This is a genomic window from Coprococcus sp. OM04-5BH (assembly GCF_003482105.1).
Lineage (GTDB): Bacteria > Bacillota > Clostridia > Lachnospirales > Lachnospiraceae > Coprococcus.
Genome location: NZ_QULM01000002.1, coordinates 184,857 through 200,143 on the forward strand (window position 1 = coordinate 184,857; position 15,287 = coordinate 200,143).

Below are 15,287 nucleotides of genomic sequence, written 5' to 3' on the forward strand. Positions count from 1 at the left end.
CTGATTACTCGTCAAGGAAATCCTCATCGTAATCTTCATCATCCTCATCAAAATCAACATCATCCGAGTAACCTGCATCGCCGTACACATTAAACTTCTCCTCAGGAGCAGCTGTTGCGGCACTCTCATCCTCCTCAGGCACAAGCTTTGTATCACCATTCATAGATGCAATGCTTGTGTTAAGCTCTGCAACATTTCCTGTAACTGTATCAAGCTCTGACTGAAGTGACGCAATAAGGTTCTCATAATTTGCCTTTTCTGCCTCAAGAGTAGCAGCAAGGAAATTCTGTATACCCACAACCTGATCCTTTGAGTAATACATTGAACCAAGTCTTACTTCGTTAGCCTGGGCATTCGCCTCTGACATGATCTGGTCAGCCTGTGCCCTTGCTGTCTCAACGATCTCATTCGCACGAATGTTGGCAAGCTCAACTATCTGGCTCTGCTCAACAAGCTTGTTAGCCTGAGCGATAGACTCTGTAACAACAGAATCAGCACGAGTTCTGGCATCAGCAAGGATAGCTTCCTTGTTTCTCATGATCTTCTTACATCTATCTATCTCCCCAGGGAGCTTCATCTTTAATTCATCCAACATCTGGAGCAGATCTTCCTTTGGAACAACGATCTTGCTGGAAGATAATGGCTGGAATTTACAGTTCTCAATAAATATCTCAATCTCACCAATCATATCTTCAATGCTCTTCTTACCCATTTTTCTTATCCTCCTAATAATTAACTGTACACACTGCTACTCTATTGTATATTTCTCTTTAAGCTTCTGCAAAACACACTCAGGAACAAAACCATCAACGCAAACACCGTATCTGGCATATTCCTTTACTATACTTGAACTCAGATACGCATACTCAATGCTTGTTGTAAGAAATACTGTGTCAATATCCGGAGCAACCTTTCTGTTGCTCTGGGCTATCTGGAGCTCATATTCAAAGTCTGTAACGGCACGAAGTCCCCTCACCAGAACATTAATATCATTGTCTCTTGCAAAATCTATCAATAGTCCGTCAAAATTTTTTACTGTAACATTCGGGATACCCGCCACAGCCTCATTCAACATATTAACACGTTCAGTCACGGAAAACAACGGCGTTTTTTGAGTATTGTTCAAAACCCCCACTATCACCTCGTCAAATATATCTGCCGAACGCTTTATAATATCCAGATGTCCTAAAGTAACCGGGTCGAAGCTTCCCGGATATATTGCTCTGCTCATATCAGTCTCCTGCGGATAAATGTATGCTTGTTTGTCTTGTACACTTTTGATTTGTACACCTCAAAACCAGCATCATACAAATAATCAAACTCTGTATCAATATCAGACTCTACGATCACAACCGTATCAACGTCAACGATACCGGAAGCTGACAGCCTCAACAGAACTCTCTTCTCAAGTAACTTACCATAAGGCGGATCCATGAAGATAACATCAAACACAAGTCCCTTGCTTTCAAGAAGATCGATCACTCCCACCGCGTCTCTCTTGTACACAACAGCATTCTCGCCAAGATTGGTAAATTCAAGATTTCTCTCTATACACGCCACTGCCTTTCTGCTGTTTTCAACAAAACAAGCACCGGCTGCACCACGGCTCAGAGCCTCAATACCTATGGCTCCGCTTCCTGCAAAAAGATCAAGGAACCTACATCCAGGCATAAGTACATTTATCATGTTAAACAAGGTTTCCTTTATCCTGTCTGTTGTGGGTCTTGTATCCAGCGAATCAATAGTTTCTAATTTTAAACTTCTTGCTGTTCCTGATATCACTCTCATATGTCTGTCTTATTCTACCCTTATACTCTGCTATGTCTGACCAAATTCCAAGCCAAACACAATGTATATTTTATATAAATGTTGGATTTTGTCAACCATTAATTTACATAACTAATTACCAAGTATTTTATCTCTTATATATTTTCCTGTGTCGGATATGTCCGATTCACTGAAATCTGATACCGTCGTTGAAGACGATGAGAACAGGGAAGCAGTCTCCGCCTTGTTAGACAGGCTCCAGGATGCATAGCTCAAATTATATTTATCGATAAATTCAAACCAGGCATCAGCCTCATTATAATCTATGGCTCCGTTTCCCGATGCATCACATATACTGAACTCACTTATAAATACAGGAAGACCGTTGTCTATAGCCTTGCTTATCTTATCCCTCAGCTCCTGCTTGTGAGTTGCCGCATAGAAGTGGGCAGCATACATTATATTGTCATATCCTGTTACAGGATTCTCTGACGCAATATCCACATCCTGTGACCAGGTAGGTGTGCCAACTATGATGATGGCATCCTTGTCATTTGCCCTTATAACCGGTATTATAGTCTCCGCATAGCTCTTAACATCGGTCCATGTGGTTCCGCCGTTAGGTTCATTACATATCTCGTAAAGCACGTTGTCATACTCTGCGTATTCCTTTGAAACCGTATTAAAGAAATCCTTAGCGTCCTCAATATGATTATTAGGATTATTGTCATTTAATATGTGCCAGTCGATTATCACATACATACCAAGATCTGATGCATAGCCAACTCCGTCATCAAGAAGCTTCTTTATCTCAGCCTTGTCTCCTCCGCTGCAATAACCATAGGAGTCGCCTGTATCGGTATACATGGCAAGTCGGATGAGATTTGCCCCCCAGTCGTCCCTTAAGGTTTTGAATGTTTCTTCACTTACATACTGTGGGAACCATGTCATTCCATGAGTACTTAATCCCTTAAGCTGGTACTTATCGCCGTTTTTGTCCACAAGATCAGTGCCCTTTACGCTGAGCTTTCCATGATTTTCAACAGGTGTGCCACTCTCCGGTTCGGGCTTCTTTTTACTTTCAGCCTCTGCCTCCGCTTCCTCAGTTTCGGTCTCTTTCTTCTCTGTACCTGTATATAACTCGCCATTTATATACAGCCTGTAGTCCTTCACTGTAACATCATCAGCCTTCACATTGAAGCCAAAATTAACATTTCCACCTGCCTTAAGTTCAGCAGTATAATCATATCCCACTACTGTAATGGTATCGCCGTTTACCTCTGCCTTGCCGCCCCATATATCCGCAAGCTCAGGCTCCGATGCAAATACCAGCTCGATCTTCCAGCCAGTAACATCCTTCTTGTCCTTATTGTAAATGATCACATTCTTGGTTGCGGCGTTCTTACCGTTTTCCTGCCATGAAGAATTGTCCGAAATGCTGGCATAATACAACATCTCCACATCCTTCGAAGCCGCTTCCGTGCTCTCCTCTGATGAAGTATCTTCCCCCTCATCCTTTGCGCTTTCCGTAGCTGCCTCTGTAGATACATAAGGAACCGTATCGTCATTACCTGTTTTGTCATCCTTTTTTCCTGATAATGAAATAATAACCGCTGTAAGTACCCCTATAACAAGTACAAGTCCGATTATCACCCCAAGCATTATCTTACTTTTCTTATCCTTCATCATTCTCTCCTCCTTGAACTTCAGCCTATTTAAAATTTGTCTTCGGCTACATAGCAAGTTTTTATACAATATTTGTCATGCTCTATATCACTTAACGCTTTATTTTTCTTATGGCTCTGTTTAACTCCGACATTTCCTTTACACCGGCTCGTCCTCTTCCGTACCTTACCCTGCGGTACACATCTGACACATGACTGAAATCTTCATCTGTGGTCTGCTCTATGGCAGTATCTATGTCCCTGGTGGTCATCTGAGCCTTAAGTGTTATATCATACCTGTAGTTCATAACCGCATATCTGTAGATCTTTCTGAACCTCTCCTCAAGGCTTAACTGCTCCTTTATCCTTTGGAACACATTCTTTTTCTCCACATCATAGTCCACACTCATATCAGCCTTTTCTACTATGTCAGTCCGGACACGTCTTGCCATTACCCTTTTTAACATCCACCTGATCAGTCTGTACATTAAATACAGTGCAAGCACGGTCATTACGAAGTATAACAGCACATCAAAGTTTTCTCCCACATACCCCGACGCCTGCCGGCTTCTTTCGTTTTGCACCGTATCAGCTCCCGAAGACGCCTGTCCCGTATACGACACGAAGCTGTACAGGAAATGATATGCCAGATATATGGCAGCGCCTATGTACTTCACCACGGTAACTATCATATCAAGCATCCTGTTAAAGATCCTCTCAACCATATCAACCCTGGATACAAAGAAGCACAGGGAAAATATCAAAAGAAAGGTGATAACAAAGCCGGAATTTATCCTTATTATGTTTCTGAATGGTATCATTTCTGTATCAGCGGTACAACCGATATACTTATCTATTCCTTCCGCATACATGCTAAGAAGATAACAAAGAAGCAGCACCAGCAGGAACGCAAATGCCACATTCTTTAAAAGACCGCTTCCCACATATACTCCGTATATGTATATGATGAGACAGGTTAAGAACATGACCCATGGCACATCATCCACCTTCTTCAGGTTCATTCCGCGTCTGTTGTATATGACTGACTCACCTGCATTGTGAAATATGAGCAGTCCGAAAAATATCCTGTATCCAACTGTGAATACCGGAAAAAACAAGGGGACAACAAGAATCAAATGCAGTGCTTCCATAAGGAAATAGTAAGGTACCATTTCCCTGATAACCCAGGACAAAGCAAATATCCCTGCAATATATACCATATCCCATGTCCTCGGTTCCTGTTTCACACATATGACACAGAAGAAAAAGTACAGTAGAACAGAATACAGAACATCATATATACATGCAAGTATCCTTCTGCCTGCATACAGCTTATGTTTCATTATACCCTATCTCCACTCCCTTCATATATCCCCGAACAGACTCAAAGCCGTTTATATCATAATATGGCACCAGCATACTTATACCTACGCCATTTGCCCACATATGATCAAGCTTCTGTAACAGATCAGCCTTATAATAAGGGGAAATCACCACATAATATATATCAGGATCCACATTTCTCACTTCCCTGTCCAGCACCTCATAAAAATCCTGAATACCGCTGTTGCCGTTTATCCTGGCCAGGCATTTATTTACAGATTTAAGAGCCTCGGATCCGTTGCCCTTAAACATACAATTCTCCTTAGTTTCAAGGATATCCCTGCCATTTGAATAAAATTCAATATCCTGTTTCCTGCCAACCAGGCTTTCAGCCACAGTCCTCACCAGACTTATGCTTACCTCCTGAAGCTTCTCCGGCCTGATCATGGAATGAGGCTCCAGATTAAGAAGTATCCTTACGACTCCGCTGCACACACTGTTATGCTTGTTCACCATAAGCCTGTCATTCATGGCGGATGCCTTCCAGTTGATACTTCTCATGCTGTCTCCGTACACATACTCCCTTATACCTGCATAGGCAAATGGGTCGGGCATAAGCCGTCTCCTGACCTCTATCTCCCCAAGGATATCATTCATGCTGTCCTCTATCCTGTCATATGGATACGCCAAAGGGAATACATACACACCGGCATCAAGCTTAAGATATCTGGCATACTGCTTCACCATAAAATAATCCCTGGCAATAATGCTTACAGAGCTTATGGAATAAAATCCACGTTTTCTTGCAACAAAATCTATATTTCTGGTTATCTTTTCATTGCTCATTACAGAAAATCCGTCATTCCTGTAATTCATATCCGTAACATCAGTATTCACCCTGTCACAGAACTCAAGATATCTGGACACGGCGAATTTAACATGAAGTACTGTAAGCGGTAGCACCTTGGCATTATTTATCCGTTCTGATATGTATGCCTTCTCACCGATCTCCATATGGGGAACCGAAAAGGAAACGTCAACATCCAGCCGCCTGTCCCAGTTCTTTTTAAATATTTTTTGCTGAGCATAATATATACATATACATATAACAGCCGAAACAACAAGTACCATTTATCTTTCCCAACTTTCAACAGGAACCTGTATCTCCCCTACAATATTCTCAATCAGTCTGTAGGAATTTCTCGTATCTCCCATGGAATTGACGGCTATGATCCTGTGTCCCAGCACATAAGGTGCAACAGCTCTCACATCATCCGGTTCAACATATCCACGCCCCCTCATGGCAGCATATGCCTGACTGCACCCGGCTAACATCAGCGTTCCTCTGGAGCTGGCGCCACATGAAATATGAGGATTTTTCCTGGTTCCCATAATTATGTCAACTATATATTTCTTTACACATTCATGGACAAATACACCCTTGATGCTTTTCTTCATTTCCATAATATCAGAAATATCCACAACACTTTCTATCTTTATCTCCTTTTCTCCTGCGATAAATCTGTTTATTATGGCAAGCTCCTCATTACTGTCTGTGTCCTCCATGCTTATCTTCATGGAGAATCTGTCAAGCTCTGCCTCAGGAAGCGGATATGTGCCTGCATTTTCAATGGAGTTTTCTGTTGCAATAACAAAAAAAGGCTCTGTCAAAGCTCTGGTAACTCCGTCTGTACTTACCTGCCTCTCACCCATTGCCTCAAGAAGTGCCGACTGGGTTCTCGGAGTGGCACGGTTTATCTCATCAGCCAGCAATATATTGGCAAATACCGGTCCCGGCACAAACTCAAACTCAGAGGTGCTTCTATTAAATATATTAATTCCGGTTATATCCGACGGCAGCAGGTCAGGGGTAAACTGAACACGCTTGAATACACCAGATATACTTTCCGCAAGGCATCTTGCCATGGTGGTCTTTCCTGTTCCCGGTCTGTCCTCAAGCAACACATGTCCGTCAGCAAGAAGAGACACCAGCATAAGCTCAATAGCTTTGTCCTTACCCACTATTACACGACTTATATTATCCTTTATAAGCTTTATCTTTGATGCAATTTCTTTGATCTCCATATCTTCTCCCAATACATCATAATACAGTCTGGGCAGTCATAGCATTTCCCATCCTGCCAACATCCAGTTTATCTTTATATTCCCGGTATACATCCTGGGCAAGTCTAAGCATATCTGCGTGGTTATAGATATCACCCACCTTAAACATAAACTCACCACTCTGCCTTATTCCGAAGAAATCCCCGGGACCTCTGCGCTTAAGATCTTCATTTGCAATGTAGAAGCCATCATTGGACTCTGCCAGTACGTTAAGCCTGTCCATTATCTCTTCCTTCTTGCTTCCACTTAAGAATATACAGTAGGACTGGTTACTGCCCCTTCCCACGCGGCCTCTGAGCTGATGAAGGGCGGCAAGACCGAAACGCTCGGAATTCTCCACCATCATGACTGTGGCATTAGGATTATTTATACCAACCTCTATAACCGTGGTGGATACCAGTACGTCTATGGTTCCATCATAGAAATCCTGAAGTATCTGCCTCTTCTCCTCACCGGACATCTTTCCGTGTAGATAAGCTACTGACACTTCATTTCCATAATATTTCTTCAGGTCATCGGCGTAATCAATTACATTTGCCACGTCGTCCATATCCTCATTCTGGTTCACCATAGGACACACGATATAGGCCTGATGGCCCTTCTTCACCTCACTTCCGATAAACTTGTGGGCAGTCTCCCTGTAGTTGTAATCAACCACGCAGTTCTTTATAGGTATCCTTCCTGCAGGAAGCTCATTTATCACCGAAATGTCCAGATCACCATACATTATTATGGCAAGGGTTCTGGGTATCGGTGTGGCACTCATGACCATAACATGGGGATTATAGCCCTTAAGTGCCAGGTTTTCTCTTTGTCTCACTCCAAATCTGTGCTGCTCATCTGTTATAACAAGCCCCAGCTCATCATATGTAACCTTCTCCTGGATCAGGGCATGGGTTCCTATTATTATGTCTGCCCTGTGTTCACTTATATCGCTGCACACAAGCCTTTTTTCCTTTGCCGTCATAGAACCGCACAACAGGACAACTTTTATATCATAAGGTTCAAATAACTTAACAAGGTCGTTATAATGCTGGGTTGCCAGCACCTCCGTAGGTGCCATGAGGACTCCCTGTCTTCCCGACAATGCCATGGCATATAATGCTATGGCTGCAACTATTGTCTTTCCCGACCCTACATCACCCTCTATGAGCCTGTTCATGATCCTGTCTGACGCCATGTCTGAAAGCACATCATCCACCGCATTTTTCTGTCCCCCGGTGAGCTTATAGGGAAGTGACTCTATAAATTCTGCCACCTGAACATCCTTATTTACCACATAATGATTTTCATTTACAGAGTTGCTCTCTTTGTTCCTGTCCATATTGTAGAGAAAACCAATAAACTCGTTAAAGGCAATACGCTTTATGGCCGCAACCAGAGACTCCTCATTTGCCGGATAATGTATGTTCATAAGAGCGTCACTCATACTCATCAGATGATTTCTCTTTCTGATATCCTCCGGCAGGAAATCCTTCATACGCTTTATCACTGCCTCACTGTTTTTTACAGCCTTCTGTATGGTCTTGCTGGTCACGCCCTTGACACAGGAATATACCGGCTGCCACACAGACAGCAGCTCCATATATTTATTCTTCACATAGTATTCAGGCTGGGTCATCGTAAGCATGCCATTCTTCCTGGTCACATCCCCCACGAATACATAGCTCTCACCAATATGAAAAAAATTACGCAGAAAAGGACAATTAAACCATGTAAGTTTAATTGTCCCTGTAAAATCTTTGGCATAAACGGAGCACAATGTCATATTGCGCACCTTCTTAACCTCAACCCTTGAATTTATAACTGCAAATACCGCCTCTCTTGCTCCGCATGAAACGTCAGCTATGTCCTTAGGGCTGCTGTAATTAACATATGATCTTGGATAGTAATTAACAAGGTCTTCCACAGTAAAAATCCCAAGCCTTGAAAAAGACTCTGCGGTCTTCTCTCCAACACCCTTTACTGCTGTAACACTATCACCAATTACCATCTCTGTTCTCCCTGTTATAAACCATCAGTGACAATCCGGCAGCAACACCGGTATTACTCAACTGATACTATATAATAGTATATAGGCTGGCCTCCGAAATAAAGTGATACATCACAGTCAGGAAACTCTTCCGATACTCTCTCTGACAATTTCTCTGCATCCTCTTTCGTTACATCACTGCCGTAATATATACTGATTATCTCCTTGTCCTCGTCATAGCACTCTGAAATAACATCAAATGCCACATCCGCAATATCACTTCCCACTGCAAGAAGTCCCTTGTCGGAAAGACCCATTATGTCTCCCTGCTTTATAGTCTTGCCGTCTATGCTTGTATCCCTTACTGCATATGTCACCTGTCCGCTCTTGACATTCTCGATAGCCTCAAGCATATTCGTCTTATTGTCCTCAAGACTGATGGTCGAATCATAAGCTATCATCGCACTTATGCCCTGTGGAGCATTGGCGGTAGCCATTACTATGACATTCTTGTCCTCACAGAGATCGGCAGCCTGGTTGGCAGCAAGCACAACATTCTTATTATTAGGAAAGATAAATACATTCTTTGCATTAACCTTGTCAATGGCATTGAGCATATCCTCAGTACTTGGGTTCATGGTCTGACCACCTTCTATAACATAATCAACCCCAAGCTCCACAAAGAGATCCTTGAGACCATCACCCATTGATACGGCTATGAAACCACATTCCTTGGAAGGCTTCTCCTGCTTCTTACGTCTAATCTCTTCCTGTTTCTCTGCTTCTTCCTTGTCCGCTGAGGTCATAAGTCTCTCATTATGCTCAAGCCTCATATTATCGACCTTCATATTAGAGAGGTATCCGTAGGTAAGACCCTTCTCAAATGCCTGACCAGGATGATTTGTATGAACATGTATCTTAACGATACCATCAAAGGCAACACATACTATTGAATCACCAATAGACTCAAGGTAAGCTTTAAGCTTATCCTCCTCATCCTCGTCAAAGGGCTTCTCAAGATTTATTATAAACTCTGTACAATATCCGAATTTAATATCTGCTGTGGATATATCGTTGCTTGACGCTCCTGTCACAGTCTTCTTAACCACCGGTGCAGTCATGGTCTCATCCACAACAACCTTTCCTGTAAGGGCATCAACGGCTCCCTGAAGGACAACCATAAGTCCCTTTCCACCGGAATCCACAACACCCGCCTCCTTAAGTACAGGAAGCATCTCGGGAGTCCTGTCAAGGACCTCATTACCATGGGCAATAACATCTTCACAGAACTGCTCAAGGGACACATCAGCATCGGCGCACTCTCTTGCCTTGGTTGCAACGCCCTTGGCAACGGTAAGGATAGTTCCCTCCTTAGGCTTCATAACCGCCTTGTATGCAGTCTCAACTGCCTTCTGGAATGCATCAGCTATCACATGGACATCCAGTTCCTTCTCGTCAGCTATCTTCTTGCTGAAGCCACGAAGCAGCTGGGATAATATAACACCCGAATTACCTCTGGCACCTCTTAATGATCCTGTAGACATGGCTCTTGCTATGCCAGGCATATCAGAATCTGACACTGCCTCAACCTCTCTCTTGGCTGAAAGTATGGTAAGGGTCATATTAGTTCCGGTATCTCCGTCAGGAACCGGAAAGACATTCAGTTCATTAATGTATTCCTTATTCTTATCAAGATTTAATGCACCGGCAACAAATGCTTTCTTAAGCATTGCTGCGTTAATCGTATTATTCACTGCTAACTATCCTCCAACTAATCCAATACCTTAACGTCTTCCACATATACATTTATCTGGCTGACCTTAAGAGAAGTAAAATCTTCCACCTTATACTTAACAGACTGCATAAGGTTATCTGTAACTGCCTTGATACTGACACCATAAGCAACAACTATATGAAAATCTATAACTATATCACCGTTCTCATCAAACTTAACGCTGACACCCTTACTGATATTGTCTCTCTTCAACTGTTTTACGAGACCATCCTTAAGACTGACTATTCCCATTCCGACTATTCCGAAACAATCAAGAGCAGTAAGCCCTGCCACCTGCGCTACCACATTCTCATCAAGACTTACGGTCCCGATATCACCATCAATATATTCTTTCATAAAAGCCTCCAATTTCAAAACATCGAGCAGCAACCATTGAAATTGTCTGTTTGGTATCGTCACCTCATATTATGTGTAACGCCACCTCGTTTACACTGGGTAGCATTTAGTCAGCGCCATTCTAAATGTGTCTTCGACACTTGGTGCTTCCTCCGACAAGGGTTGCTGCAACGTATCGATGTCATAGTCATCATTACATAACTGTAAATGCATCGTAACAGACGCATTAAAACGCATTATGCTTTATTATATCACACCATAGGAAAAAATAAATAAAAACTTTTTAAATTTATGCTTGCATATGCTGACATTATCTGTTAGAATGAGTTCTGTTGTGAACAAACGGATAACTAATTAAGGAGGTGCTATCATGGCAAAATGCTCAGTTTGTGATAAGGCTGCTCATTTTGGAATTAAGGTGAGCCATTCTCATAGAAGATCAAACAGAATGTGGAAGTCAAACGTAAAGTCAGTTAAGGCGATTGTTGACGGAACACCAAAGAGAATTTACGTTTGCACAAAGTGCTTAAGAGCAGGCAAGGTAGAACGTGCTTAATTCTGAATAAAGACGAGAAAAAAAAGACTGATGACTCAGTCTTTTTTTATTGTAATGACGTCTGGGACATCGTTACGCTGCAGTTATCCCATAAGTACTATACGCTTCTATCTTCTGCAGAAGAATATATATGATAAAAGTAATAAGATGGTTATTACCAGAAATTCTATAAAGCCTTCAACAAGATAGGCTATCAACATCCCTACTGCAACACAGAACAAAGCGAAACCGATTATTTTTGACAAAATAAAAACCACCGCCCTATACAGTATATTAAAAGTATATGACAGTGGTTTTATTTAAGTGCGGTTATTATTCTTCTTTTTTGGAAACATCCTTGACAACCTGTTCCACTTCGATTTCTTCCTCACTCTTGTTCTTCTTAAAAAGTGCACAGATCTTATCTACGATCTCAGGAGCCATATCCATAGCCTTTGTAACAGCATCCTGATTCTTGATATTTACAAGTCTGGTCTTGCCCTCAGATATAACGAGAACTGCTGAAGGTGACAGCTTAGCTCCGATACCGCCTGCAGCATTGCTTCCCTTCTCCTTGTTAAATGCTCCCGCTGCCATTCCGAAATTAACATCAAGGAGCGGTATGATTATTGTATCTCCAACCTTAATAGGATCTCCGACAACAGACTTTGATGAAACAAATCCATCCATTCCACTGAAAAGTGTTTTCATTGTGTTCTCAATATTAATATTTGCCATTACTATTTCCTCCCTGAAATACGTTTAAAGTCACTTAAAGCAGCTCTGCAGTTCTTATTAAACATAACCCTCACTGCTACAACAAGTATTTTTCCTAATCTTATACGTCCCTTGGCATACAGATTTCCTTCAAGAATCTTCTTTGAGAAATCCGGTGTCACATCTATCTTGTCATAATACAACGGATACGCCACACTCATCAGTCCCAGGTGTTCACCGGTGGTTGCCGGATCTCCTGTTCCGTACACCAGCTCACCTGTAAGCTTCTTAGGTCCTATGGTCTTAAGAAGGCTTATGAGATTGAACTTCACAACCGTAAGTGCCAGTCTGGTATTTTCCTTTCTTATAAATCCCATATAAGAATCCTTCATGTCCTTAAGGGATCTGAACTTCTCAATACCGTTTGCTATTATCCTGTATATCTTACCTGCTACCTTATCTATGAAACCACCTATGAGCTTCTTTATGCCGCATGCAATATCATAGAGATCAGCGTCATTCTTTATAAATCTGATAGCGTCTGCCTTAAGGCTGTCATCTTCATTGGATGTTTTTTCTCTGCCAGTGATATTCTCTTCACCGTAAGCAGTTTCCTTGTCAGAAACATTATCTGTATCTGAATTTTCTCCCTTGCCGAAAATATTCTCATGAAGAATTTTTTCCTTATCGGAAGAAGCTTCACTGCTCCAAGCCACATCCTGCTTCTTCACATCAGAAGCTGCCTCAGGCTTATCTGCTTTTACCTCTGCTTCGCCGGTTTCAGGATTCTGAACAGACATGCCATTCTTTCTTGCAAGCTTTGCCTGCTTTCTTATTTCCTTTATTTCCTGTTTTTCTTTTTTCTTTGTTTCCTTAAGATCCTTCTTGGCCTGTTTCTTAGCTTCCTTTTCCTGCTTACGCTTCTCAGCCTCACGAGCCTCCTCCGGAGTCATCTTATGTCTGTTGTCCATAAGCGTTCCGCCGAAGGTCTTAAGCCTGTAATACAAGCCATCTTCATTGTAATCCGCTTTCAGGCACAGAACAAATCCCATATATGACACCTTAAGCTTCGCCACAAACTTCTCATGCTTGTCTGCGTATACCTTATATCTGAAAGGCACCAGTAGAAGAAGTAACAGAAGAACTATAGCCAGTCCAAGAAGAATAAGCACTGTAAATAACAGGATCTTCAATATCAGCAATGTAATATGTAACATTATCTACCCCTCTGTTTCGTCTTTTCTGTCTGTCTTGCCCAGTTTCAGCTTTTCATAGTTCCTAAAATAAGATACACAATCAAAACCCCCTGTAGCAGTATACACATCATCTATTATAGCTCTCACCAGTGAGTATGCCTGGATCTTCGAGCTTGCGATCCCGACGATATGTATATCATTGCTTCTCTGCTTATAATGGGGCTGGGTAAGCTCCGGCTGGTGATACACCTCAAGAAGTCCTTCTCCCGATAACGGCAGGGTGATGAGCACCACTCCCGGACACAGCTTAAACTTCTGTATATTTTTAATTGTCTTGATCACATTGATACCCGGCATCCTGCCGACGTACAAATGTTTATCTATAACCATTACGCATCTCCTACTAACGCACCGTCATTAATCTTCCATTATTCCCCTTATCACTGAATAACAGGCAATCTGCTCACCCCTGTTGCTGCAATGGGCAAGAGAATGTTCAATATATTCCTTTATCTCCTCAGTGGTGTTAAAGAAAACCGGTATATTAGACAGTGCCTTTGCCATGATAGCCCTGTTGACTATCATCTTGTTCTCTTCAAAAAGACCTGCAAATCCCTCACAGAGCTTGTCCTTAAATGCCACGATAGTCTCTGTGTCGGCAGGCATTGTATTGTATCCTGATACATTATCTATATCAGCAAATAAACTTCCTGACAGAAGCTTATTGATTGCTTCAAGATCCTTAAAATCAGAACCAAGTCCGCACTGCTCTATCTGAACACTGTTCCCTGTTACAATATCATAAAAAGAAGCCTCAGGCAACATCTTATGCTCTCCCGCCTGCTCCTGAAGGCCAACAAGCCCTGACAAAAGCTCATATGTATCATCATCCATGGCAGTGTCCTTCTCAACTGAGGCTGCTATAGAAGCAATGACATCAATAGCTTTTTTGTAATCATCGCCAATAGAATCCCTTGCGTCATTTACAAGGAGCATTGTATACGTATCATTTATAAGCTCAATGAGCATCATGTAATCAGACACCGTATCATTGATATAGGTGGCAGCACTGTCAAGAACTGCGGCAAGTCTTCTGTAATCCTCAAGGGACAAGTCTGTGTAATCATATTCCTTAAGCTCTGTGTATGCCTTAAAAAGCTCAGGGTAGAACTCCTCAAAGCCCTCCGGCTTATTTATAAGCACCGTATCACATACCATATCACAGAATTCATTAAGACTTCCTATCTCCGATCCATTATATATGGAAAGAGTCTGTCCAATTATATCGTAGAACTTATTCTTGGTCATTCTTAAAGGTAACTGTCCGATCAGTGACTGTATCTTGGAATTAACAGCCATCTTATCCTTATCCGCAAATATAAAATTATATATCTCCTGAGAGAAAGCGTCCACGTCATATTCAGAAAACATCTTCTCCACCTCTTCGGTGACATTCTCCTCAAATCCAAATTCCTTTCTGTTAAGGATATATTCATACAGCTCAAAAGCATCCGTATAAGCTGTAAGCACCTTCATTCTGGCAGTGACTTTGTTACGCATATCGCTCACAAGAAGCATATCCTTAGGATCAACCTCGCCGCACTTTCCAGCCACATAGGTATTCACCAGCTTGTTGATACCCATTATAAAGCTTACGATCTCCGGTTCGATCTTTTCCTTCTTGTCCTCAAGCATTTCCTTGACAGTAAAGAAGTTAAGAGCAAACTTGGACACCGCATATTCATAGTCTGCACTCTTCATGCAGGAAACATACTTTGGCAGATTTTCCTCTAAATTCTTCTTTCTTCCTATATCTGTAATTATCTTTTTCTCTTCGTTGTACATCTCTCGTCCCTCA

At 42.0% G+C, this 15,287-nt stretch carries 15 protein-coding genes; 1 reads left to right on the forward strand and 14 read right to left on the reverse strand.

The window, feature by feature from the left end; genetic code table 11:
- Positions 1–4: 4 nt before the first annotated feature.
- The 10 genes from DXB54_RS06340 to DXB54_RS06385 form a co-directional block, all read right to left on the reverse strand.
- Positions 5–712 carry a hypothetical protein gene (locus DXB54_RS06340; RefSeq protein WP_021939088.1) on the reverse strand — a complete coding sequence of 236 codons (708 nt, stop codon included), beginning with the start codon at positions 710–712 and terminating at the stop codon, positions 5–7.
- 36 nt (positions 713–748) lie between these two features.
- Positions 749–1,231 (reverse strand): pantetheine-phosphate adenylyltransferase, encoded by a 483-nt coding sequence (gene coaD, locus DXB54_RS06345; protein ID WP_021939087.1) that lies wholly within the window; start codon positions 1,229–1,231, stop codon positions 749–751.
- A complete protein-coding gene (gene rsmD / locus DXB54_RS06350; protein WP_021939086.1) occupies positions 1,228–1,788 on the reverse strand; it encodes a 16S rRNA (guanine(966)-N(2))-methyltransferase RsmD in 561 nt (186 codons plus the stop codon). The genes coaD and rsmD overlap by 4 nt, the downstream gene beginning before the upstream one ends.
- A gap of 111 nt (positions 1,789–1,899) precedes the next feature.
- Positions 1,900–3,456 carry a cellulase family glycosylhydrolase gene (locus DXB54_RS06355; RefSeq protein WP_021939085.1) on the reverse strand — a complete coding sequence of 519 codons (1,557 nt, stop codon included), beginning with the start codon at positions 3,454–3,456 and terminating at the stop codon, positions 1,900–1,902.
- Between the two features lie 88 nt (positions 3,457–3,544).
- The gene (locus DXB54_RS06360; protein WP_021939084.1) at positions 3,545–4,774 is read right to left on the reverse strand and encodes a hypothetical protein; all 1,230 of its coding nucleotides are present in this window, start codon (positions 4,772–4,774) and stop codon (positions 3,545–3,547) included.
- Positions 4,764–5,885, reverse strand: coding sequence for a DUF58 domain-containing protein (locus DXB54_RS06365; RefSeq protein WP_118694609.1), 1,122 nt, complete (start codon positions 5,883–5,885; stop codon positions 4,764–4,766). The genes DXB54_RS06360 and DXB54_RS06365 overlap by 11 nt, the downstream gene beginning before the upstream one ends.
- Positions 5,886–6,839 (reverse strand): AAA family ATPase, encoded by a 954-nt coding sequence (locus DXB54_RS06370; protein WP_118694610.1) that lies wholly within the window; start codon positions 6,837–6,839, stop codon positions 5,886–5,888.
- Between the two features lie 16 nt (positions 6,840–6,855).
- Positions 6,856–8,871, reverse strand: coding sequence for an ATP-dependent DNA helicase RecG (recG, locus tag DXB54_RS06375; RefSeq protein WP_118694611.1), 2,016 nt, complete (start codon positions 8,869–8,871; stop codon positions 6,856–6,858).
- Between the two features lie 53 nt (positions 8,872–8,924).
- Positions 8,925–10,580: a DAK2 domain-containing protein gene (locus DXB54_RS06380; RefSeq protein WP_118694612.1), complete on the reverse strand. Its 1,656-nt coding sequence runs from the start codon at positions 10,578–10,580 to the stop codon at positions 8,925–8,927.
- 41 nt (positions 10,581–10,621) lie between these two features.
- Positions 10,622–10,981, reverse strand: coding sequence for an Asp23/Gls24 family envelope stress response protein (locus DXB54_RS06385; RefSeq protein ID WP_021939080.1), 360 nt, complete (start codon positions 10,979–10,981; stop codon positions 10,622–10,624).
- 370 nt (positions 10,982–11,351) lie between these two features.
- Here DXB54_RS06385 and rpmB point away from each other — a divergent pair, with 370 nt between their 5' ends.
- Positions 11,352–11,537, forward strand: coding sequence for a 50S ribosomal protein L28 (gene rpmB, locus DXB54_RS06390; protein ID WP_021939079.1), 186 nt, complete (start codon positions 11,352–11,354; stop codon positions 11,535–11,537).
- A gap of 312 nt (positions 11,538–11,849) precedes the next feature.
- On the opposite strand, the gene DXB54_RS06395 is transcribed toward rpmB, so the two are convergent.
- Genes DXB54_RS06395 through DXB54_RS06410 form a run of 4 tightly spaced genes read right to left on the reverse strand, consistent with a single transcriptional unit; the run spans position 11,850 to position 15,274 of the window.
- On the reverse strand, positions 11,850–12,254 hold the full coding sequence (locus DXB54_RS06395; RefSeq protein WP_021939078.1) for a GerW family sporulation protein: 405 nt from the start codon (positions 12,252–12,254) through the stop codon (positions 11,850–11,852).
- A 2-nt stretch (positions 12,255–12,256) separates the two neighbouring features.
- Entirely contained in the window at positions 12,257–13,450 is a 1,194-nt protein-coding gene (locus tag DXB54_RS06400; protein ID WP_118694613.1) for a DUF2953 domain-containing protein, read from the reverse strand.
- A 3-nt stretch (positions 13,451–13,453) separates the two neighbouring features.
- Positions 13,454–13,819 (reverse strand): hypothetical protein, encoded by a 366-nt coding sequence (locus DXB54_RS06405; RefSeq protein ID WP_021939076.1) that lies wholly within the window; start codon positions 13,817–13,819, stop codon positions 13,454–13,456.
- Positions 13,820–13,846: 27 nt separating this feature from the next.
- Positions 13,847–15,274 carry a hypothetical protein gene (locus DXB54_RS06410; protein WP_118694614.1) on the reverse strand — a complete coding sequence of 476 codons (1,428 nt, stop codon included), beginning with the start codon at positions 15,272–15,274 and terminating at the stop codon, positions 13,847–13,849.
- Between the last annotated feature and the right edge of the window lie 13 nt (positions 15,275–15,287).

Coding starts and splice junctions, on each gene's coding strand:
- DXB54_RS06410 (WP_118694614.1), bottom strand. CDS start 15,274: ATGTACAACGAAGAGAAAAAGATAATTACAGATATAGGAAGAAAGAAG.
- rpmB (WP_021939079.1), top strand. CDS start 11,352: ATGGCAAAATGCTCAGTTTGTGATAAGGCTGCTCATTTTGGAATTAAG.
- DXB54_RS06340 (WP_021939088.1), bottom strand. CDS start 712: ATGGGTAAGAAGAGCATTGAAGATATGATTGGTGAGATTGAGATATTT.
- DXB54_RS06385 (WP_021939080.1), bottom strand. CDS start 10,981: ATGAAAGAATATATTGATGGTGATATCGGGACCGTAAGTCTTGATGAG.
- DXB54_RS06360 (WP_021939084.1), bottom strand. CDS start 4,774: ATGAAACATAAGCTGTATGCAGGCAGAAGGATACTTGCATGTATATAT.
- DXB54_RS06400 (WP_118694613.1), bottom strand. CDS start 13,450: ATGTTACATATTACATTGCTGATATTGAAGATCCTGTTATTTACAGTG.
- DXB54_RS06370 (WP_118694610.1), bottom strand. CDS start 6,839: ATGGAGATCAAAGAAATTGCATCAAAGATAAAGCTTATAAAGGATAAT.
- DXB54_RS06355 (WP_021939085.1), bottom strand. CDS start 3,456: ATGATGAAGGATAAGAAAAGTAAGATAATGCTTGGGGTGATAATCGGA.
- rsmD (WP_021939086.1), bottom strand. CDS start 1,788: ATGAGAGTGATATCAGGAACAGCAAGAAGTTTAAAATTAGAAACTATT.
- DXB54_RS06405 (WP_021939076.1), bottom strand. CDS start 13,819: ATGGTTATAGATAAACATTTGTACGTCGGCAGGATGCCGGGTATCAAT.
- recG (WP_118694611.1), bottom strand. CDS start 8,871: ATGGTAATTGGTGATAGTGTTACAGCAGTAAAGGGTGTTGGAGAGAAG.
- DXB54_RS06365 (WP_118694609.1), bottom strand. CDS start 5,885: ATGGTACTTGTTGTTTCGGCTGTTATATGTATATGTATATATTATGCT.
- DXB54_RS06380 (WP_118694612.1), bottom strand. CDS start 10,580: ATGCTTAAGAAAGCATTTGTTGCCGGTGCATTAAATCTTGATAAGAAT.
- coaD (WP_021939087.1), bottom strand. CDS start 1,231: ATGAGCAGAGCAATATATCCGGGAAGCTTCGACCCGGTTACTTTAGGA.
- DXB54_RS06395 (WP_021939078.1), bottom strand. CDS start 12,254: ATGGCAAATATTAATATTGAGAACACAATGAAAACACTTTTCAGTGGA.